Source organism: Pseudoflavonifractor hominis, from assembly GCF_014288125.1.
Taxonomy (GTDB): Bacteria; Bacillota; Clostridia; order Oscillospirales; family Oscillospiraceae; genus Pseudoflavonifractor_A; species Pseudoflavonifractor_A gallinarum.
In genome coordinates this window covers 37526-54831 of sequence record NZ_JACOPR010000002.1, presented here as the reverse complement: position 1 = coordinate 54831, position 17306 = coordinate 37526, and the positions used below count along the sequence as shown (strand labels likewise).

Genomic DNA, 17306 nt, shown 5'->3' with positions numbered 1-17306 from the left:
GCGGCCGGTCCGGACCGGAGCCGCGGGAGAAGGGAGAGTCCGTATGGGCGGAAGGTATATCGTAGGGATCACAGGGGCCAGCGGCTCGCTCTATGCCGAGGCGGTGATCCGGCGGCTGCTGAAGGCCGGGTGTGAGGTCCATCTCTGCCTGACCCGGGCCGGACAGATCGTCGTGCGGGAGGAGCTGCCCTGGCAGTGGCCGGAGGGGGCCGCGCCCGAGGAGATCCAGGCCGCGCTGCGCAGCCGCTTCCAGTGCGGAGAGGAGCTGCGGTACTACGATATCCACGCCATCGGCGCCCGGATCGCCAGCGGCTCCTTCCGGACCGACGGAATGGTGGTGGTGCCCTGTTCCATGGGCACCCTCTCCGCCATTGCCCACGGCTCTTCCCACAATCTGCTGGAGCGGGCTGCCGACGTGGTGCTCAAGGAGCGGGGAAAGCTGGTCCTGGCGGTCCGGGAGACCCCCTTCAGCACCATCCACCTGCAAAATATGCTCACCCTCTCCCAGTGCGGCGCGGTCATCATGCCGGCCTGCCCGTCCTTCTACCATGCTCCTTCCTCCCTGGAGGAGTTGGCCGACTTCTTTGCCGGGCGGCTCCTGGACCAGCTGGGGCGGTCCGACGACAGCATCCGCCGCTGGGAGGGGATCGATTGACCGGAAGAGGGGAAGAGGATGCGCCATAAGATCGCATTTATCACCACGGAATATGTGAAGCCGCATCTGGAGCGGGTCCTGCCCCAGCTGCGGATGGACGCAATCTTCTCCATCTATGCCTACCATCCCTTTGAGGAGATCGACGGGTTTTTCCGGCAGATTCCGCGGGAAGTGGATGGCGTGATCACCAGCGGCAACCGATTCGGCAGCGCTTTCCGGCACATGTTTCCCCGGGACCGGCGGGTGGTGGTCCCCATGGGGATCAACGACGCAGAGGTCCACCGGCTCTTCTGGCGGCTCAAGCAGGAGCAGCCCGATCTGGACTTTCAGAGGATCTACGCCGATTTTCTGGATGAGCTTCACCTGAGCATTCCGAGCTTTCTCACAGAGGACCACGGAATCCCACTCTCGGTGAGCATGGACGCCGGACGGGAGCAGACCCCGGAGGAATTCCTGCGGGGGGAATACCGGCAGTTCCAAAAGCTGCTGGAGGTATGGGAGACCGGGCAGTTTGAACGGATCATCACCCGGTACAGCGGCCTGCTCCCGATGCTGCGGCAGCGGGGAGTACAGATTTTTTATCCGTTTCCCAGCATCGACAGCATCCGCTCCGCCTGCGCCCAGGCCCAGCGGGAGATCGAGATGCGCCAGCTCCAGGACTACCAGGCGGCCGAGATCCATGTGAATCTGTGGATGCCCAATCCGGCCTATACGGTGGAAAGCCTCTATGAGCAACGGCTGCTTCAGCTCCAGCAGAGCCTGATGGACTATTTTGGAAGCAAGGCGGAGGACATGCTCTTCCGCCGCAGCCACTTTGGAGTGGATATCCTCACCGACCGAAAGACGGTGGCCCAGTGCACCCGGGAATATACCGTGTGTGAGCTCAGCGCCTTTTTGAATGCGCGGCTGGACTTCCGGATCTTTGTGGGCTATGGGATCGGGCAGGGAATCTATCAGGCCCGTCTCAATGCCATTACGGCCACCCGGGAATCCGAGGTATCGGGGGGGAGCTATCTGGTCAATGAGCAGGATGTCCTCATTGGTCCTCTGGGCGGAGGGGAAGCCGCTCCACCATCGCCGTCCGTGTTCTCCTATATGTCCAGCCACGCGGGGATCTCACAGGCCACCATCAACCGGGTGCTGGAAGTGCTGGGCGCCATGCCGAACGGCCGCCTGACCTCCCAGGAGCTGGCGGAGCGTTTGGAAATCACCCGGCGCAGCGCCAACTATTTTCTCAAGGCCATGACCCAGACCGGAATTTTACAGGTGGTGGATATGCACCGGGCGGCCGGCCGTGGACGTCCGGAGCAGGTCTACGGCCGCGCAGCGGCAGAGAATACAGACCGAATTCATTGAGACGAGACAAAAAGAGTTTAAAAAGATCTCCAGGAGACTGCAGTTGTGGTCTCCTGGAGATCTTTTTATGACGCGTAGCGAAAAAAAGCGATGGAACACGGGGAAGATGCTTGACATCAAATAAATGATATGTTTTAATATGCTTAAAAATTACATTAAAACAATGCAAAATGATTTGTTAGAAGGGAGCGCGCTTATGAATATCATCACGCAAGACTTTTTGCAAAGCACCAAAATTCTGGATATTCACCAGGAAGTCAAGGGAGTGGAGGAGGTGATGGAGTTTCTCACCTCTCCTGACGTGGTCAACCGGATGCTGGTAGCCTCTGATATGGGTCTGCCGGCACTGACACCCATCGTCCAGGAGTTGGAGAACCGCTTTGATGACACTTCGAACTTTCCGGTGTGCGTCATGGGGAGCAATAAAAATGCGGTGGCGCGGCAGAACATTGGGCGGATGATCAAGCATATCATGAAGTATTTTGGGTATCTGCCAGTGGATGGCGGACTGTCGGAACGGGCCAGGATTCCGGTCAGCGCTGGGTCCAAGTACTTTTCCACCTGTGCGGTTTATGAATCCTGCTGCAAAGCGAAATTTAAAATGAAGATTGATGTGGTTCCGGTATAGTGCCGGAACAATAGAAAAGGGCCGGGTCCCCTCTGCTATGTACGGAGGGGACCCGGCCCTTAGCAATCACTCTTACAGTCCGAGAGCATATCCCACCAGAAGCTTGGTGGTATTCTCCAGGCTCTTCACATGGGTGCGCTCCACGGCATGGCTGCAATAGACCGGCATGCCGAAGGCCGCAACCCGGACATTGTTGCCCGACTTGAGCGCAATGCTGGCGTCCGTGCCGTAGTGGTAGAAGATATCCACCGCGTAGTCACAGCCGATGCGCTCGGCGGTCTCAATGAGGCGGCTGGTCAGGTCGTAGTCATAGGGGGAGAAGGCGTCCTTGCAGCAGATGGACACATTGAACTCATTGCCCTCATAGTCCGGACCGATCAGACCGATGTCGATGGCCACAAATTCCTCCACCTCGGGGGGAACATAGGAGCCGCCGTGGCCGATCTCCTCGTAGTGGGGGAAGGCCAGCAGGGTGCGGTACTTGGGTTTCAGATTGTGCTCGGTCAGATACTTGAGCATGGCGAAGATACAGGCTACAGCGCCCTTATCGTCGATGAAGCGGGACTTGAGGTAGCCGTTATCGGTCACCGTGCAGTGGGGCTCAAAGGAGACCATGTCGCCGTGACGGATGCCCAGATCCAGCACATCCTGGCGCGATTTGATGGGCTGATCCAGCAGGATCATCATATTCTGCTCATTGCGCTCCAGGGTACGGGCGTCGTCAAAGACGTGGACCGAGTGGGACTGACAGGTGTAGATGCCGGTATATTTGCGTCCGTCGCGGGTGTGAACGGTGACGGTCTCGCTCTCCATGCTGGTGTGGCTGACGCCGCCCAGATTGCGGATGCGGATCATACCGTCGTCATCGATCCGGCGGACAATGAAGCCCAGGGTATCCAGGTGGCCACCGATCATAACGGTTTTGCTGTTGTCCTGGCCATCTACCGTGATGTAGACCGTATTGCGGTTGTCGTAGGTCACCTCATAGCCCAGCTCTTTGGCCATCTGGGCCACGACGGGATTGATCTCCCGGTAATAGCCCACGGGGCTGGGCGTGTTGACCAGCGTGCGGAAGGTGTCCAGAATGTATTGCGTGTCGATCTGAAGTTCCATGTTACAGTTCCTCCTGGAATTCCATTTAGTTTCCCTGAGAAGATTCCGCCAGAGGCAGCCCCTGGTCGGCGCACAGATGGCAGGCTACCTTGTGCCGGGGGCTGACCTGATAGACCTTGGGCTCTACCTCGAAGCACTCGGGACGGGCATAGGCGCAGCGGGGCGCGAAGCGGCAGCCGGGCTTGGGGTCGATGGGAGAGCTGATCTCGCCCTGGAGGAGGATACGCTCCTTCTTATGGTGGATGTCAGGCACCGGGATGGCCGAAAGCAGGGCCTTGGTGTAGGGATGCGTGGGGGAGGCGAAGAGCTCCTCACTGGGGGCGTACTCCACCATCTTGCCCAGATACATGACCATGATGTTGTCGGAGAAATAGTTGACCACCGACAGATCGTGGGTAATGAACATGTAGGTCAGTCCGCGCTCATGCTGGAGTTTTTTCAGCAGGTTCAGGATCTGAGCCTGGATGGAAACGTCCAGAGCGGATACCGGCTCGTCACAGACGATGAAGGAGGGGTCCATGGCCAGCGCGCGGGCAATGCCGATGCGCTGACGGCGGCCGCCGTCCAGCTCATGGGGATAGGTGTTCATCAGACGCTGGCTCAGACCCACGGTCTCCATCAGGCTGATGACCCGGCGCTCCAGCTCCTGCTTGTTTTTGCACAGCTTGTGCAGACGCAGGGGGGCGGCGATGATCTCGCTGACCGACTTGCGGGGGTTCAGAGAGGCAAAGGGGTCCTGGAAGATCATCTGCATCTCCGTGCGGAGATTGCGCATCTCGTGGGTGGAGAATTTGGTGATATCCTTCCCCTGGAAGAGGACCTGACCGCTGGTGGGGTCCTGCAGGCGGAGGATAGCGCGACCGGTGGTGGACTTGCCGCAGCCGGACTCACCCACGACACCCAGGGTCTTGCCCCGCTCCAGGGTGAAGGAAATGTCGTCCACCGCATGGAGCTGTCCCTTCTTGGTGGGGAAATATTTTTTGAGGTTGCGTACCTCCAAAATGACATCAGACATGGTCCGCACCTCCTAATGTGACTCCCGCATCGGGCTCATAGGCCAGACAGCGGACGGTATGGGTGTCCGAGAGCTGGGTGATCTGGGGCATACGGGTCTTGCAGATTTCCTGGCAGTGGCTGCAGCGGGGATGGAAGGGGCAGCCGCTGGGAAGATCGGTGGGATCGGGCATCAGGCCGGGAATGGGCTTGAGCTCCTCGTTGCGCCGCTTGATATTGGGCAGAGAATCGAAGAGACCCTTGGTATAGGGATGGGCCGTGTGATCGAAGATGTCCTCCAGCGTGCCGTGCTCCACGATGTAGCCGGCGTACATGATGCTCACCTCGTCGCAGACCTCGGCCACAATGCCAAGGTCGTGGGTAATCATCAGCATGGAGGTGCCGTATTTCTCACGCAGCTTCTGCATCAGGTCCAGCACCTGCGCCTGGATGGTCACATCCAGAGCGGTTGTGGGCTCGTCGGCGATGAGCAGGTTGGGATTGCAGGCCAGGGCCATGGCGATGACCACACGCTGCTTCATGCCGCCGGAGAACTGGTGAGGATATTCCGAGGCGCGCTCGCCGGGGATACCGACCAGCTCCAGCATCTCCTGGGCGCGGACCATGGCTTCCTTTTTATTGACCTTCTGGTGGAGCAGGATGACCTCGGCGATCTGCTCTCCCACGGACATGACCGGGTTCAGGGAGGTCATGGGGTCCTGGAAGATCATAGACACATAGTCACCGCGGATATCCTCCATCTCCTGAAGGGAGTACTCAAAGATGTTTTTTCCATCCAGAAGGATGGTGCCTCCGGTGATCTCTCCGGGGGGATCGGGAATCAGGCGGAGGATGCTCAGGGCGGTGGTGGTCTTACCGGCTCCGGTCTCGCCTACCAGGCCCAGAGTCTTGCCCTTTTCAATGTCCAGATCGATGCCGTTGATGGCGTGGACCACGCCGTCGGTGGTGGAAAACTGAACCGACAAATCCCGGATCTGGACGCTATACTCTTTTTCTTGCATGTCTCATTGTCCTCCCTTACTGCTTCAGTCTGGGATCGAGGGCATCCCGCAGACCGTCGCCCAACAAATTCAGGGCCAGGACCGTGATCACGATGGCCAGACCGGGGAACACCGTCAGATGGATGGCGTCGCGCATGAAGGTACGGCCGCCGGAGAGCATGGCGCCCCACTCGGGCACCGGCTGCTGCACGCCGAGACCGATAAAGCTCAGAGATGCCGTGGACAGGATGGCGCTGGCGACACCCAGCGTGGCCTGTACGATGATGGGAGCCAGGCAGTTGGGGATGATCTCCTGGAGAATGATGCGGAGGGTGCCGGTACCAATGGAGCGGCTGGATTCCACGAACTCCTGATCCTTGATGCTCAGCACGGCCGCGCGGACGATACGGGCATAGCCTGGCACACTGGACATACCGATGGCCACCATAACGTTAAACAGATTGGTACCGAACGCGGCCACGATGGTGATGGACAGCAGGATGCTGGGGACAGCCAGAAGAACATCCATCACGCGCATGATGACGTTATCAATGATGCCGCCGTAGTAGCCGGCCAGTGCGCCGCACAGTCCGCCCACCACCAGGGAGATGCTCACCGAGACCAGGCCGACCACCAGAGAGATCCGGGAGCCGTGGATGAGACGGGCCAGGATGTCGCGGCCGTACTCATCGGTGCCCAGCCAGTGCTCTGCACTGGGCCCCTGAAGGCGGATGGACATATCCTGCTTGATGACCAGGGTCTCATAATCGGCCAGCTGATTGGCAAAAATCGCACAAAAGACCAGGACCAGAAGGATGGCCAGACCGATCATGGCCATCTTATTTCGGCACAGACGCATCCATACTTCGGCCGCCATGCTGCTCTTTTTCTTAGCGGGCTGAAGGGAGGCGGAGTCCGCCTGGCTTACATGAGTATGTTTCATTGTCTGCACCTCCCTTACTTATACTTGGACTTGATGCGGGGATCCACGAAGGCATAGAGCAGATCCACCAACAGGTTGACAATACTGAAGGCGATGGAGAACACGATCACGCAGCCCATCACCGAGGGGGTATCCTTGGCCTTGATGCTGTTGACCAGATAGGTACCCACGCCGGGCCAGGAGAAGACGGTCTCGGTCAGCACAGCGCCGCCCAGCAGGTAACCGAACTGAAGGCCGATGACCGTGATGACGGGGATCAGGGCATTGCGCAGGGCATGACGGGTAATGACCACACGCTGCTTGACGCCCTTGGCCCGGGCAGTGCGGATGTAATCCTGACGGATGACCTCCAGCATGGAGGAACGGGTGGTACGGGTAATGCTGGCCATACATCCGGTACCCAGGGTGATCACGGGCATGATATAGGTTTTCCACCCGTCCATACCACCCGATGGGAACCATTTCAAATTCAGAGAAAAGACGATGATCAGGATGAGGCCCAGCCAGAAGTTAGGTGTGGCCACACCCAGCAAGGCGCCCACCATACTCACTCCGTCTACCAACGAATATTGTTTGGTGGCGGATATGATACCGATGGGAATGGAGAGCGCCACAGCGAAGAGCATACCCCAGAGGGAGAGCTTCAGCGTGGCGGGGAAGCGGCCCATGATCTCATCAAAGACGGGTCGGTTGGACTTGTAGGAGGTCCCCATATCTCCGTGGAGCAGTCCGCCCATATAGTCCACATAGCGCTTGAGAACGGGGTCGTTCAGGCCCAGCTCCTCCCGCAGGGCCTCCACGGCCTCAATCGGGGCTGTCTCGCCGAGGATAGTACGGGCGGGATCACCGGGAGACAGGGACATAATAAAAAATACCAGAAACGACACACCAATGATGACGGGAATCAGCATCAGCAGTCGTTTCAACACATATTTATACATAGTTGTCTGACTCCTTTAAGCATGGGCAAAGGCCGAAGCCTTTGCCCATGCAGCGTGCAGTTGGAAGAAAGATTAGTAGTGCAGGCCCTCGAAGCGCTCCATGCCGATGGCGGAGAGACCGATGCCCTGCAGGTTGGCCTGACGGGCCACCATGCCGGTCCACTCGTTGAGGGGCACCCAGATGGCGTCGTTGACCAGGATCTCCAGGATCTGCTTGTGGTCGGCGCTGACCGCAGCGGGATCGGGGTTGACCGCGGCGTCATCCACCAGGGCGTCCACCTCGGGGTTGCTGTAGAAGGAGCGGTTGCCGCCGTCACCCACGCTGTAAGAGGTGAACAGAGGACGGTAGGTGTTGTCGGGCTCGGCGTTGGCAATCCAGCCGCTGATGGCAGCCTGATGCTCACCCTTGCCGGTGCGCTCATAGAAGGTGGCGGACTCCATCATCTCGATGTTCATGGTCACGCCGATCTCCTGGAGGTTGGCCTGGATGACGGTGGCGGCGCGGTTGCGGGCATCGCCGGCCAGGTAGCAGGTGAAGGTGAAGCCGTCGCCGTAGCCGGCCTCCGCCAGCAGCTCCTTGGCCTTGGCGGGATCGTAGGTGTAGATGCCGTCCACTTCCTCATAGCCGATGGCGGCAGAGTTGAAGTACTCGTTGGTGGTCTTGCCGGCGCCGTTGACCATGGCGGTGAGAACGTCGTCCTTGTTGATGGCGTAGTTCATGGCCTGACGGACCTTCACATTGTCGAAGGGAGCCTTGGTAACGTTGAAGAGCAGGAACTCGCTGCGGGTAGAACCGAACTCATCCAGAGCCAGGCTCTCGCTCTCACGGATGCGGTCGGCGTCATTGGCGGGCACATTGAGCATCACGTCGATCTCGCCGTTCTCCAGAGCGATGGTACGGGAGGTCTCCTCGGGGATGATCTTGAAGATCAGGCCGTCGTTCTGAGCGGCACGCTCGGGATCAAAGTAGTTATCATACTTGGTCAGCTCAAAGGAGGCGCCGGGGACCCACTCCTTGAAGGTATACTGACCGGTACCCATGGGGGCGTCGGCCAGAGTCTTGCCGCTGGCCTCCAGCTCCTCGGTGTAGGTCTTGTCCAGAATGGCGGAGCCCATGTGGGCCAGGGAGGAGATCAGCGCGTTGCTGGGAGAGTTGAGGTGGATGACGAAGTTGAGATCGTCCACCACTTCCACAGACTCGATCATGGAGACCAGATGTCCAACCTTGGCGGACTCTTTCTGGCGCTCCAGAGAGAACTTGACGTCCTCGGAGGTGAGGGTGTCGCCGTTATGGAAGGTGACGCCCTCCTTCAGCTTGAAGTTATAGGTCACATCGTCAACGGCCTCCCAGCTCTCGGCCAGATCGCCCACGAACTCGTTCGTGGTCTCGTCCAGCAGGACCAGGGTGCTGTAAATATGGCGGGTAGCGTAGCCGGAGGCGGTATCGTTCTGCAGATGGGGGTCCAGAGAAGACAGGTCAGAGCTGATGCCGATGGTCATCACGGTCTTGTCGGAGTTGTCTCCGGAACCGGAGGAGCCGCAGCCGGCCAGCAGGGACAGGCTGAGGACGCAGGCCAATGCGAGGCTAACGGTTTTCTTCAGAGTTGGTCTTTTCATAATATCTCCCTTCTTTTCGCGACAATTTCTCTTCACAACATACCGTGAAACTCTGTGGGAGCCGGACTACATTTTAAAACGGACAGGCCTTGCCACAGCACACACTACTGTGAAAAAGAATATGATAAAACTAATTATATCATATTACACCCAAAAGACAATATTTTTGCAGGAAGAATCAAAGAGAACATGCGCAATATTTTGCCAGCCATGGAGAACGGGTAACCATACCTTATATAAGTGGAAATTTTTTGCATAAAAAATTCGGATAACATGCAAAGTGAGCGTGAAAAAACAAAAACAACGGGGAGCGGATGTCCAAGCGGATCCGACCTCGTTGTTTTTGTAAAAAGATTGTCGATGGTTGGAGATATGGCTTCTTACTTGCTCTCCACCTGTGTATTCTCCTCAGATACGGCAGGGACAGCCTTGTCCTTGGGAAGGATCAGGTTGAGCAGAATGGCGGAGAAAGCCGTTCCGGGGATGCCGTTGATGAGGGCGGAGACATAGAAGGGATAGTCGGCCAGAGCAGTCGGTGTGGCGCTGAAGCCGAGACCAATGGCCAGAGACACAGCGATGAGGAGCATATCCCGCTCTGAGAGCTGCTGCTGTCCCAGCATCTTCAGGCCGTTTGCGGCGATGCTGCCGAAGACCACCAGGGTGGCTCCGCCGATGACCGGGGTGGGGATGAGGGAGAGGAAGGCGGCGAGCTTGGGAATGAAGCCCAGCACCACCATAAATCCGCCGGCCGCGGCCACTACATAGCGGCTCTTGACGCCGGTCACGCCGATGAGGCCGATGTTGCCGCTGTAAGAGATGGTGGGGGTGGAGTTGAAGAGGGCGCCCAGAATGCTGGCGACGCCGTCACAGACCACACCGCGGGAGAGGTCTTCTTTGGTGGCCACGCGGTTGGCCGCAATAAAGGCCACGGTGGAGGTGTCGCCCAGGAACTCCACCAGATTGACCAGAGTCAGCAGGGCCATGATGATGATGGCGGGCAGCTTGAAGGAGATGCCGAAGTGGAGGGGCTGGGGCAGGGAGAACCAGGAGGACTCATTCAGAGAGGAGAAGTCCACCATGCCCAGCGCAGCGGAGAGCAGGAACCCGGCAATCAGGGCGATCAGGACAGAGGCGCCTTTTACAAAGCCCTTTCCCCAGGCATTGAGTACAATGACGATAACCAGCGTGAAGAGGGCCACACCGTAGTTTTGCAGGCTTCCGTAGGTGGGGCTGTCGCTGCCGCCGGCACAGTACCCCACAGCGACGCTGACCAGAGTGAGGCCGATCACCATGATGACACAGCCCATGGCCACAGGGGGGAAGACCTTGCGGATAAATTTGACGCTGACCGCACCGAAGAGGGCCACGGCCACACCGCATACCAGGCTGGCGCCGATGAAGGCGGGGAAGCCATAGGCCTGGGAGATGGCGATGGCGGGTGTCACGAAGGTAAAGGTGGCGCCCAGAATGATGGGCAGGCGGTTACCCACCGGCCCCACGCCCAGAGACTGAAGGATGGTGCCTACGCCGGCAATAAAGATGCTGCACTGGAGCATGAGGGTGATCTCCGCGCTGGAGAAGCCCAGGCTGGAACCGATGATGAGAGGAATAGCCAGGGTACTGGCCAGGAAGAGAAGGACGTGCTGAAGACACAGAGGAATCAACTCGGGAACAGGGGGCTTTTCGTTCAGTTCATAAGTACGCGGCGCCTTGTGGTTCATACAGAATTTCCTCCTTTTGCTTTCTCCCTATGGATTTGATAAACCTTATAAATCGTCTCTCAGAGCGGGCTGACGCACGGAGGCGCGCTCCAGCATGCTGCGGGTGGCCTTGCGGATCCAGTGTGCGGCCTCCCGTTCCGGAATGGTCGTGAGAGTACCGTGCTCCACCACCACCTTGCCGTTGACCAGAACGGTATCCACCATGCGCGGATCGCCGCTGAGCACGATACAGGCCGCCGGGTCATTCTGTCCGCCGGCATAGGAGAATTGACTCCAGTCAAAGAGGACCAGATCGGCCGCCATGCCGGGGGCCAGGTAGCCGATGTCGTCCCGGCCCAGCACCTGTGCGCCGCCGGCGGTGGCCATCCGGAGCACCTGCTCGGCCGAGGGAGCCCGGCTGCCCCATTTCAGCTGGTTGACCAGATAGCAGTTGCGGATCTCGCCCATCATGTTGGAGGCGTTGTTGCTGGCGGCTCCGTCGACGCCCAGGCCGATGGCCGCGCCTGCCTCCAGAAAATCGGGGACACGGCACACGCCGGAGCTGAGGAACATATTGGAGTTGGGGCAGTGGGCGATGCCCGTTCCGGTGTCGGCAAAGAGGCGGACCTCCTCGTCGGTGAGCTGGACGCAGTGGGCAAAGTAGAACTGCTTGCCGAACCAGCCCATCCGGCGCATATATTCCACCGGGCGGCAGCCGTGCCGCTCCATGGAGATGGCCAGCTCACCCTGGCTCTCGCCCAGGTGGGTGTGACACTGCACGTTCCGCTTCAGGGCCAGGTCCCGCAGCCGCTGCACGATCTCATCGGTTTCAAAGGGGGGCCAGCACAGGGAGAGGCCGATCTGACACATGGAGAAGCGGCTGGTGTCATGGTAGGTATCGATGAGCCGCTCCGCATCCGCGACGATGTCATCGGCGGACTCCACCAGATCGTCGGGTACATGGCCGCAGCCCTGGGAGCGGCCAATGGTGATGCCGCCCCGGGTGGGATGGAACCGGATGCCCAGCTCTGCGGCCGCTTCGATCTCCACATCGGTCAGCCGCTGAGTGCCCTGGGGATGGACATACATATGGTCCGAAGAGGTGGTACAGCCTGTTTTCAGAAGGTCTCCCAGGCCCACGAGGGCCCCGGCGCGGACCAACTCTGGATTGATCTCACGGAAAATATCATAGACCACCATGAGCCACGGCTCCAGCTTCAGACCATTTGCAATGTGGATATTGCGCACCAGGGACTGGAAGGTGTGGTGGTGGGTATTGACAAAGCCAGGAGTGATGATTTTCCCTGTGGCGTCAATCACCTGGACGGGCCCGGGGCCGGCGTCCAGGTTGGGACCGATCTCTAAAATCTGGTTATCCTCCAGCAGCAGATCCGCATTTCGGTAGCGGGTACCCTTGGGATCCATGGTAAGGATCCAGTCGGCATGTTTGATCAGGGTGCGCGGCATGGCATTGCCTCCTCAAAATACTGACTGATTAGTCAGTCGAATTTCTTGCTATCATCATACGCCCCTTGTGCGCTTTGGTCAATTGACTATTTTAGAGAAAAAATAGGATAAAAAATTATACAAAAAGCCGAATGGGAGCCGGGGGAGACGGGAGCCTTGCAAAGTGCCCCGTTTCTTTCTATAATTTTTAAGAGATAGATTTTACTGAGAAAAGGGTGAACGATGTGCCTCGTACTTTGCAGGAACAGCGTATTTTGGATGCGGCCCTCCGGGTGATGGCCAAATATTCCATCAGCGGGACCCGGATGCATCTGATTGCGGAGGAGGCGGGCATGGCCGCGTCCAATCTGCATTACCATTTCAAGACAAAGCATGATCTGCTTCTGGCCCTGCTGGCGGAGATACAGGACCGGTTTGACCAGGAACGCAGCGGGCTTATGCTGCAGGAGACCCATTCCCTGCGGGAGCGGCTGGCGGTCTTTTTTGAGCAGAAGAAGGCGCTCATTCTGGAGCAGCCCCGCTATGACAAGGTCCAGTTTGATTTTTGGCTTTTGGGCCAGTCGGATGAGACGGTCAAGCAGGATTTCCGCCGCTCCTTTGACCACTGGAGAGGGCATCTGGTGGAGAGCATGCTGGAATTTTATCCGCAGATGGAAGCGGAGTATGCCAAGGATCTCTCCTACACGCTGATATCCCTGATGATGGGAGCCTCCATGCAGTATCTGAATGGAGATGGCGTATCCCTGGATCGATATTTTTCGCAGTGCCTGGATATGGTGATCGGAAAAATCGAAGCGGACTATGGTCCGTCCCTCATCAAATAGAAATTGAAAAACGGGCCCCCCGCAGTGAGCAAGCACTGCGGGGGCCCGTCTATTTCAAGAGGTTGGATGATGGGAAGGGCGGGAAAGAATCAGTTCAGAGCGCCGCTGCCCTCCTGGGGATTGAGGATGGTGATGCGGCCATCCAGAGCCGGAGCAATGGAGCCCTGCGCCTTGATGTACTCGCTGACCACATTGCGGTAATAGTCGTTGGTACGGTTGATCAGCTTACAGCCGGGCAGATCCTGGGTTGCCATTTCCCCGTTGTGTCCCTCGCCGTTTTCGGGATTGAGGACGTTGAGCATAGTGTAGCCATCTCCGCCGCCGCACATGAAGTCATTGCAGGCCAGGGTATACCAGGCATTGAGATCCAGCGGAGTTCCGTCCTCCAGCGTCACAGAGACGATGCGCTCGCCCGCGGGCTTGGAACCGTCAAAGGTGTACTTGATGCCCGAGACCTGGGGGAACTTGCCGTTGGTGGTGGGATATCCGTCCACGCCGTTCTCCAGGGCGTCCCACACGGTCTGACCGGTGACCTCCACCAGCGTGACCTTGTTGTCAAAGGGGAGCATGGCAAACACGTCGCCCACGGTCACATCGCCTGCGGTGAGGCCGGCACGGATACCGCCGCCATTCTGAATGGCGATGTCGGCGTCACAGTAATCGCGCAGGGCGTCGGCGGACAGGTTGCCCAGGGGGCTCTCCTGGGTGCGCACCAGGGGGCTGGACCAGGCAATGTCAGAGGCGCACTGTCCGATGACCACGTCCATCTGGGCATCCAGGTCGGCCTGATAGTCCTCCAGGATGGCCTTGACCTCGGGGTCCTCAGGCACGTCGGAGGAGAGGATGATCTGATTGAAGGTATAACCCAGAACCTCGCCGTCCTTGATGTTCAGGTTGGTCTGGTTAACGCAGGTGCCTACGCCGCCGGGATTCACCACCACGGTGTCCTCAATGTTCAGAGGACGGCCGAAGATGTCGTTTCCGCCGCCGATCTCCAGATCAATTCCATCGATCTTGGTGGGGACGGTGTTGTTATGGCTGTGGAGATGGGAGAGAAGGATGACCACATCCGACTCGGCGCTGGCCTTGGTGACGGTCTCCTGGCCCACTTCCCACTGGTCATGGAAGTCGATGTCCTGGGTGTTGGAGTAGTGGGTGGTGGCCTTGCTGCCGTCGTCGGTGAGACCCACGATGGCCACCTTTAGGCCGCCCACTTCCTTGATGATATAGGGATCAAACTGCTCGGGATAGGTGCCGTCCTTCCAGAAGGTATTGGCGGAGAGCATGGCGTATTCCGCACGGTCCGCCAGGGAGAGCAGATTCTCAAAGGAGTAGTCGAAGTCGTGGTTTCCCAGCACCGTGGCGTCGTAGCCCTGGGCGTTCATAACGTCCACACTGGACTTGCCCAGCGAAATATTGGCCAGATCGGTGTTGTAGGGGGAGTCGCCTCCGTCAATGATCAGGGTGTTGGGGTTGCGGCGCTTTGCCTCGTCAAAGAGCCAGGCAGCCCGGGCCGAACCGCCCACCTGGATCCGGGAGCCGGAAGGCGTGTAGGGGACCATATTGCCGTGGATATCCGAGGTGGACATGGTGGTAAGGATGGTCAGGTCCTGGATGGCGGTATCCAGCAGCAGAGCCGCCTCGCCGCGGGTCATGACGGTATCATCCAGAGTGAGGCCTTCCGGGAGCAGTCCGTCCGCCTGGCCCTGGGCCAGGAAGTCCATCTCCTTGTCCGCACCGTAGACCGCCTTCATCACGGCCAGGGCAAACTCGGTCCGGGTCATGGTCTTGTCCCCCTGGAAGGAGCCGTCGATCTGCTCCATCAGGCGGGCCTCCAGCACCGTATTGGCCACAGTCTCAGCCCAAGTACCCACGGCATCGGGAGCGGCGGGTATAAGGGCGGCATCCAGTGTGGCTACCGTGGTGGAAGTGGAGTAAAAGGCTTTGGTGGTAGGCTCCGGGATGGTGCCGTCCTCGCCGGCCTCGGGCGCGGGGGCTTCCATGGAAAAGACCGGGACCAGGCAGAAGGCATTGTAGAGCATAGAGGCGGCAGCCGAACGGGTCAGGGCCTCCTCCGGGCGGTAGGAACCGGTGCCGTCACCCTGGAGCACACCGCGCTGGACAAGGTTGTCGATGCTCTGGGCGTAGGGGCCGGAGACATCGCTCAGAGAGGCCGCAGAGGCGGGTATGGAGACCGCAAGGCTCAGGGCCAGAGACAGGGGGAGAATGCGCATCTTTTTCATAATCATGCTCCTCATCTCAAAATTTTCGTATAAGAACAAATTAAGTATAGCAAGGAATCAAACGCTGTGCAAGAGAGGCGGACGTAATGAATGTGTAAGGAAAGAAAAGAGGACGAAAAATTGGGACGACGGACGGGAAGGCGGCCAGGAATACTTGACAAAGAACGTGTGGGATGATATAATGCAAAAAATTTAATAAACTAAACCGATGAAGCGGAGATAACGGCAGTCATGCCCTCACAGAGAGCCTGCGGGGCTGGAAAGCAGGCAGGACACAGGCTGTCAAATGGACCGCAGAGGGTGTGGGGAAACGGGAGACTCCGGAGTATCCGCAACGTGTGGCATACGTTAGTTGCCGGGGATATGTTGATATCCTATGGAGTGTGCGGGGATGACCCGTGAATACAAGGTGGCACCGCGGATGATAGCGCTATGATTCGTCCTTGGCAGAAGAGTTGGTTCTGTCAGGGACGTTTTTGTTTTTTCGGAAAACATCCGGGACAACATGCCGGAACGATATGAAATACGTCAGGAGGAGAAGAACATGAAATTCAATCAGGTGGAATTTGATACTTATTTCAAGCAGTACCCGGATGAAAAAGGGTTTTATGGGAAATATGGCGGCTCCTATATTCCTGCCGAGCTCCAGGCGGCCATGGATGAGATCACCCAGGCCTACTTCACCATCTGCAAGTCCAGCAAGTTTGTCAGTGAGCTGCGGCGCATCCGCCGGGAGTTTCAGGGCAGACCCACGCCGGTCTCCTACCTGGAGCGGCTCTCGGGCACGCTGGGCAATGTGCAGCTGTATGTCAAGCGGGAGGACCTGAACCACACGGGAGCCCACAAGCTCAACCACTGCATGGGCGAGGCGCTGCTGGCCAAGTATATGGGCAAGAAAAAGGTCATCGCCGAGACCGGCGCCGGACAGCACGGAGTGGCCCTGGCCACGGCCGCGGCCTACTTCGGGCTGGAGTGCGACATCTATATGGGCGCGGTGGACATCCAGAAGCAGGCTCCCAATGTGGCGCGTATGAAGATCCTGGGCGCCAATGTGATCGAGGTCACCCACGGGCTTCAGACCCTGAAGGAAGCGGTGGACGCCGCCTTTGACGCCTACTGCCGGGAGTACCGGGACGCCATCTACTGCATCGGCTCCGTGGTGGGCCCCCACCCCTTCCCCATGATGGTGCGGGATTTCCAGGCTGTGGTGGGCATTGAGGCCAGAGAGCAGTTCCTGGAGATGACGGGCGAGCTGCCCGACGCGGTGGTGGCCTGCGTGGGCGGCGGCTCCAACGCCATGGGCATGTTTGCCGGCTTCCTCAATGACCCGGTGGACATCTACGGGGTAGAGCCGCTGGGCCGGGGCTCCGCCCTGGGCGATCACGCGGCCAGCCTCTCCTACGGCAGCGAGGGCATCATGCACGGGTTCAACAGCCTCATGCTCAAGGACGCCAACGGGGAGCCGGCGCCGGTCTACTCGGTGGCCAGCGGACTGGACTATCCCTCCTCCGGACCGGAGCACGCCTTCCTCCACGATCTGGGACGGGTCAAGTACGACGTGGTCAACGATGAGGAGACCATCGACGCCTTCTTCACCCTCTCCCGGCTGGAGGGCATCATCCCCGCCATTGAGAGCGCCCATGCGGTGGCCTATGGCATGAAGCTGGCCAAGACCATGGGGAAGGGCTCGGTCCTCATCAACCTGTCCGGCCGCGGAGACAAGGACATGGACTATATCATTGAAAAGTACGGAATCCGATAAAAGAATGGAACAGGGGCGCGCCAATACCGATTGGCGCGCCCCCATTTTTGTCGGAAGGACAGG

General features: G+C 58.8%; 14 protein-coding genes. 5 read left to right on the top strand and 9 right to left on the bottom strand.

Annotated features, from left to right (window positions below; all coding sequences use genetic code 11):
* The first annotated feature begins 43 nt into the window (after window positions 1–43).
* The 3 genes from H8S34_RS02870 (at window position 44) to H8S34_RS02860 (ending at window position 2639) form a co-directional block, all read left to right on the top strand.
* Window positions 44–655, top strand: a complete 612-nt coding sequence (locus tag H8S34_RS02870; RefSeq protein ID WP_186962984.1) for a UbiX family flavin prenyltransferase — start codon at window positions 44–46, stop codon at window positions 653–655.
* A gap of 18 nt (window positions 656–673) precedes the next feature.
* A complete protein-coding gene (locus tag H8S34_RS02865; protein ID WP_186962983.1) occupies window positions 674–2011 on the top strand; it encodes a winged helix-turn-helix transcriptional regulator in 1338 nt (445 codons plus the stop codon).
* 196 nt (window positions 2012–2207) lie between these two features.
* Window positions 2208–2639, top strand: a complete 432-nt coding sequence (locus tag H8S34_RS02860; RefSeq protein WP_101692213.1) for a hypothetical protein — start codon at window positions 2208–2210, stop codon at window positions 2637–2639.
* 72 nt (window positions 2640–2711) lie between these two features.
* Here the strand turns inward: H8S34_RS02860 and H8S34_RS02855 are convergent, their stop codons facing one another.
* The 8 genes from H8S34_RS02855 to H8S34_RS02820 form a co-directional block, all read right to left on the bottom strand.
* Window positions 2712–3752, bottom strand: a complete 1041-nt coding sequence (locus H8S34_RS02855; RefSeq protein WP_186962982.1) for a M42 family metallopeptidase — start codon at window positions 3750–3752, stop codon at window positions 2712–2714.
* 25 nt (window positions 3753–3777) lie between these two features.
* On the bottom strand, window positions 3778–4767 hold the full coding sequence (locus tag H8S34_RS02850; RefSeq protein WP_101692211.1) for an ABC transporter ATP-binding protein: 990 nt from the start codon (window positions 4765–4767) through the stop codon (window positions 3778–3780).
* Window positions 4760–5767, bottom strand: coding sequence for an ABC transporter ATP-binding protein (locus tag H8S34_RS02845; protein WP_101692210.1), 1008 nt, complete (start codon window positions 5765–5767; stop codon window positions 4760–4762). The genes H8S34_RS02850 and H8S34_RS02845 overlap by 8 nt, the downstream gene beginning before the upstream one ends.
* Before the next feature lie 16 nt (window positions 5768–5783).
* The gene (locus H8S34_RS02840) at window positions 5784–6689 is read right to left on the bottom strand and encodes an ABC transporter permease (RefSeq protein WP_101692209.1); all 906 of its coding nucleotides are present in this window, start codon (window positions 6687–6689) and stop codon (window positions 5784–5786) included.
* 14 nt (window positions 6690–6703) lie between these two features.
* Complete coding sequence (gene nikB / locus H8S34_RS02835) at window positions 6704–7630, bottom strand: nickel ABC transporter permease (protein WP_186962981.1); 927 nt, start codon at window positions 7628–7630, stop codon at window positions 6704–6706.
* 72 nt (window positions 7631–7702) lie between these two features.
* On the bottom strand, window positions 7703–9247 hold the full coding sequence (locus tag H8S34_RS02830) for an ABC transporter substrate-binding protein (RefSeq protein ID WP_180956791.1): 1545 nt from the start codon (window positions 9245–9247) through the stop codon (window positions 7703–7705).
* A 380-nt stretch (window positions 9248–9627) separates the two neighbouring features.
* Window positions 9628–10968 (bottom strand): uracil-xanthine permease family protein, encoded by a 1341-nt coding sequence (locus tag H8S34_RS02825; protein WP_186962980.1) that lies wholly within the window; start codon window positions 10966–10968, stop codon window positions 9628–9630.
* 45 nt (window positions 10969–11013) lie between these two features.
* On the bottom strand, window positions 11014–12414 hold the full coding sequence (locus H8S34_RS02820) for an amidohydrolase family protein (protein WP_186962979.1): 1401 nt from the start codon (window positions 12412–12414) through the stop codon (window positions 11014–11016).
* A 236-nt stretch (window positions 12415–12650) separates the two neighbouring features.
* Between H8S34_RS02820 and H8S34_RS02815 the strand changes: the two genes are divergently transcribed.
* A complete protein-coding gene (locus tag H8S34_RS02815) occupies window positions 12651–13238 on the top strand; it encodes a TetR/AcrR family transcriptional regulator (RefSeq protein WP_145996840.1) in 588 nt (195 codons plus the stop codon).
* 89 nt (window positions 13239–13327) lie between these two features.
* Here H8S34_RS02815 and H8S34_RS02810 read toward each other — a convergent pair whose 3' ends face one another.
* Entirely contained in the window at window positions 13328–15481 is a 2154-nt protein-coding gene (locus H8S34_RS02810; RefSeq protein ID WP_186962978.1) for a 5'-nucleotidase C-terminal domain-containing protein, read from the bottom strand.
* A 559-nt stretch (window positions 15482–16040) separates the two neighbouring features.
* Here H8S34_RS02810 and trpB point away from each other — a divergent pair.
* Window positions 16041–17243 carry a tryptophan synthase subunit beta gene (trpB, locus tag H8S34_RS02805; RefSeq protein WP_101692650.1) on the top strand — a complete coding sequence of 401 codons (1203 nt, stop codon included), beginning with the start codon at window positions 16041–16043 and terminating at the stop codon, window positions 17241–17243.
* Window positions 17244–17306 lie beyond the last annotated feature (63 nt).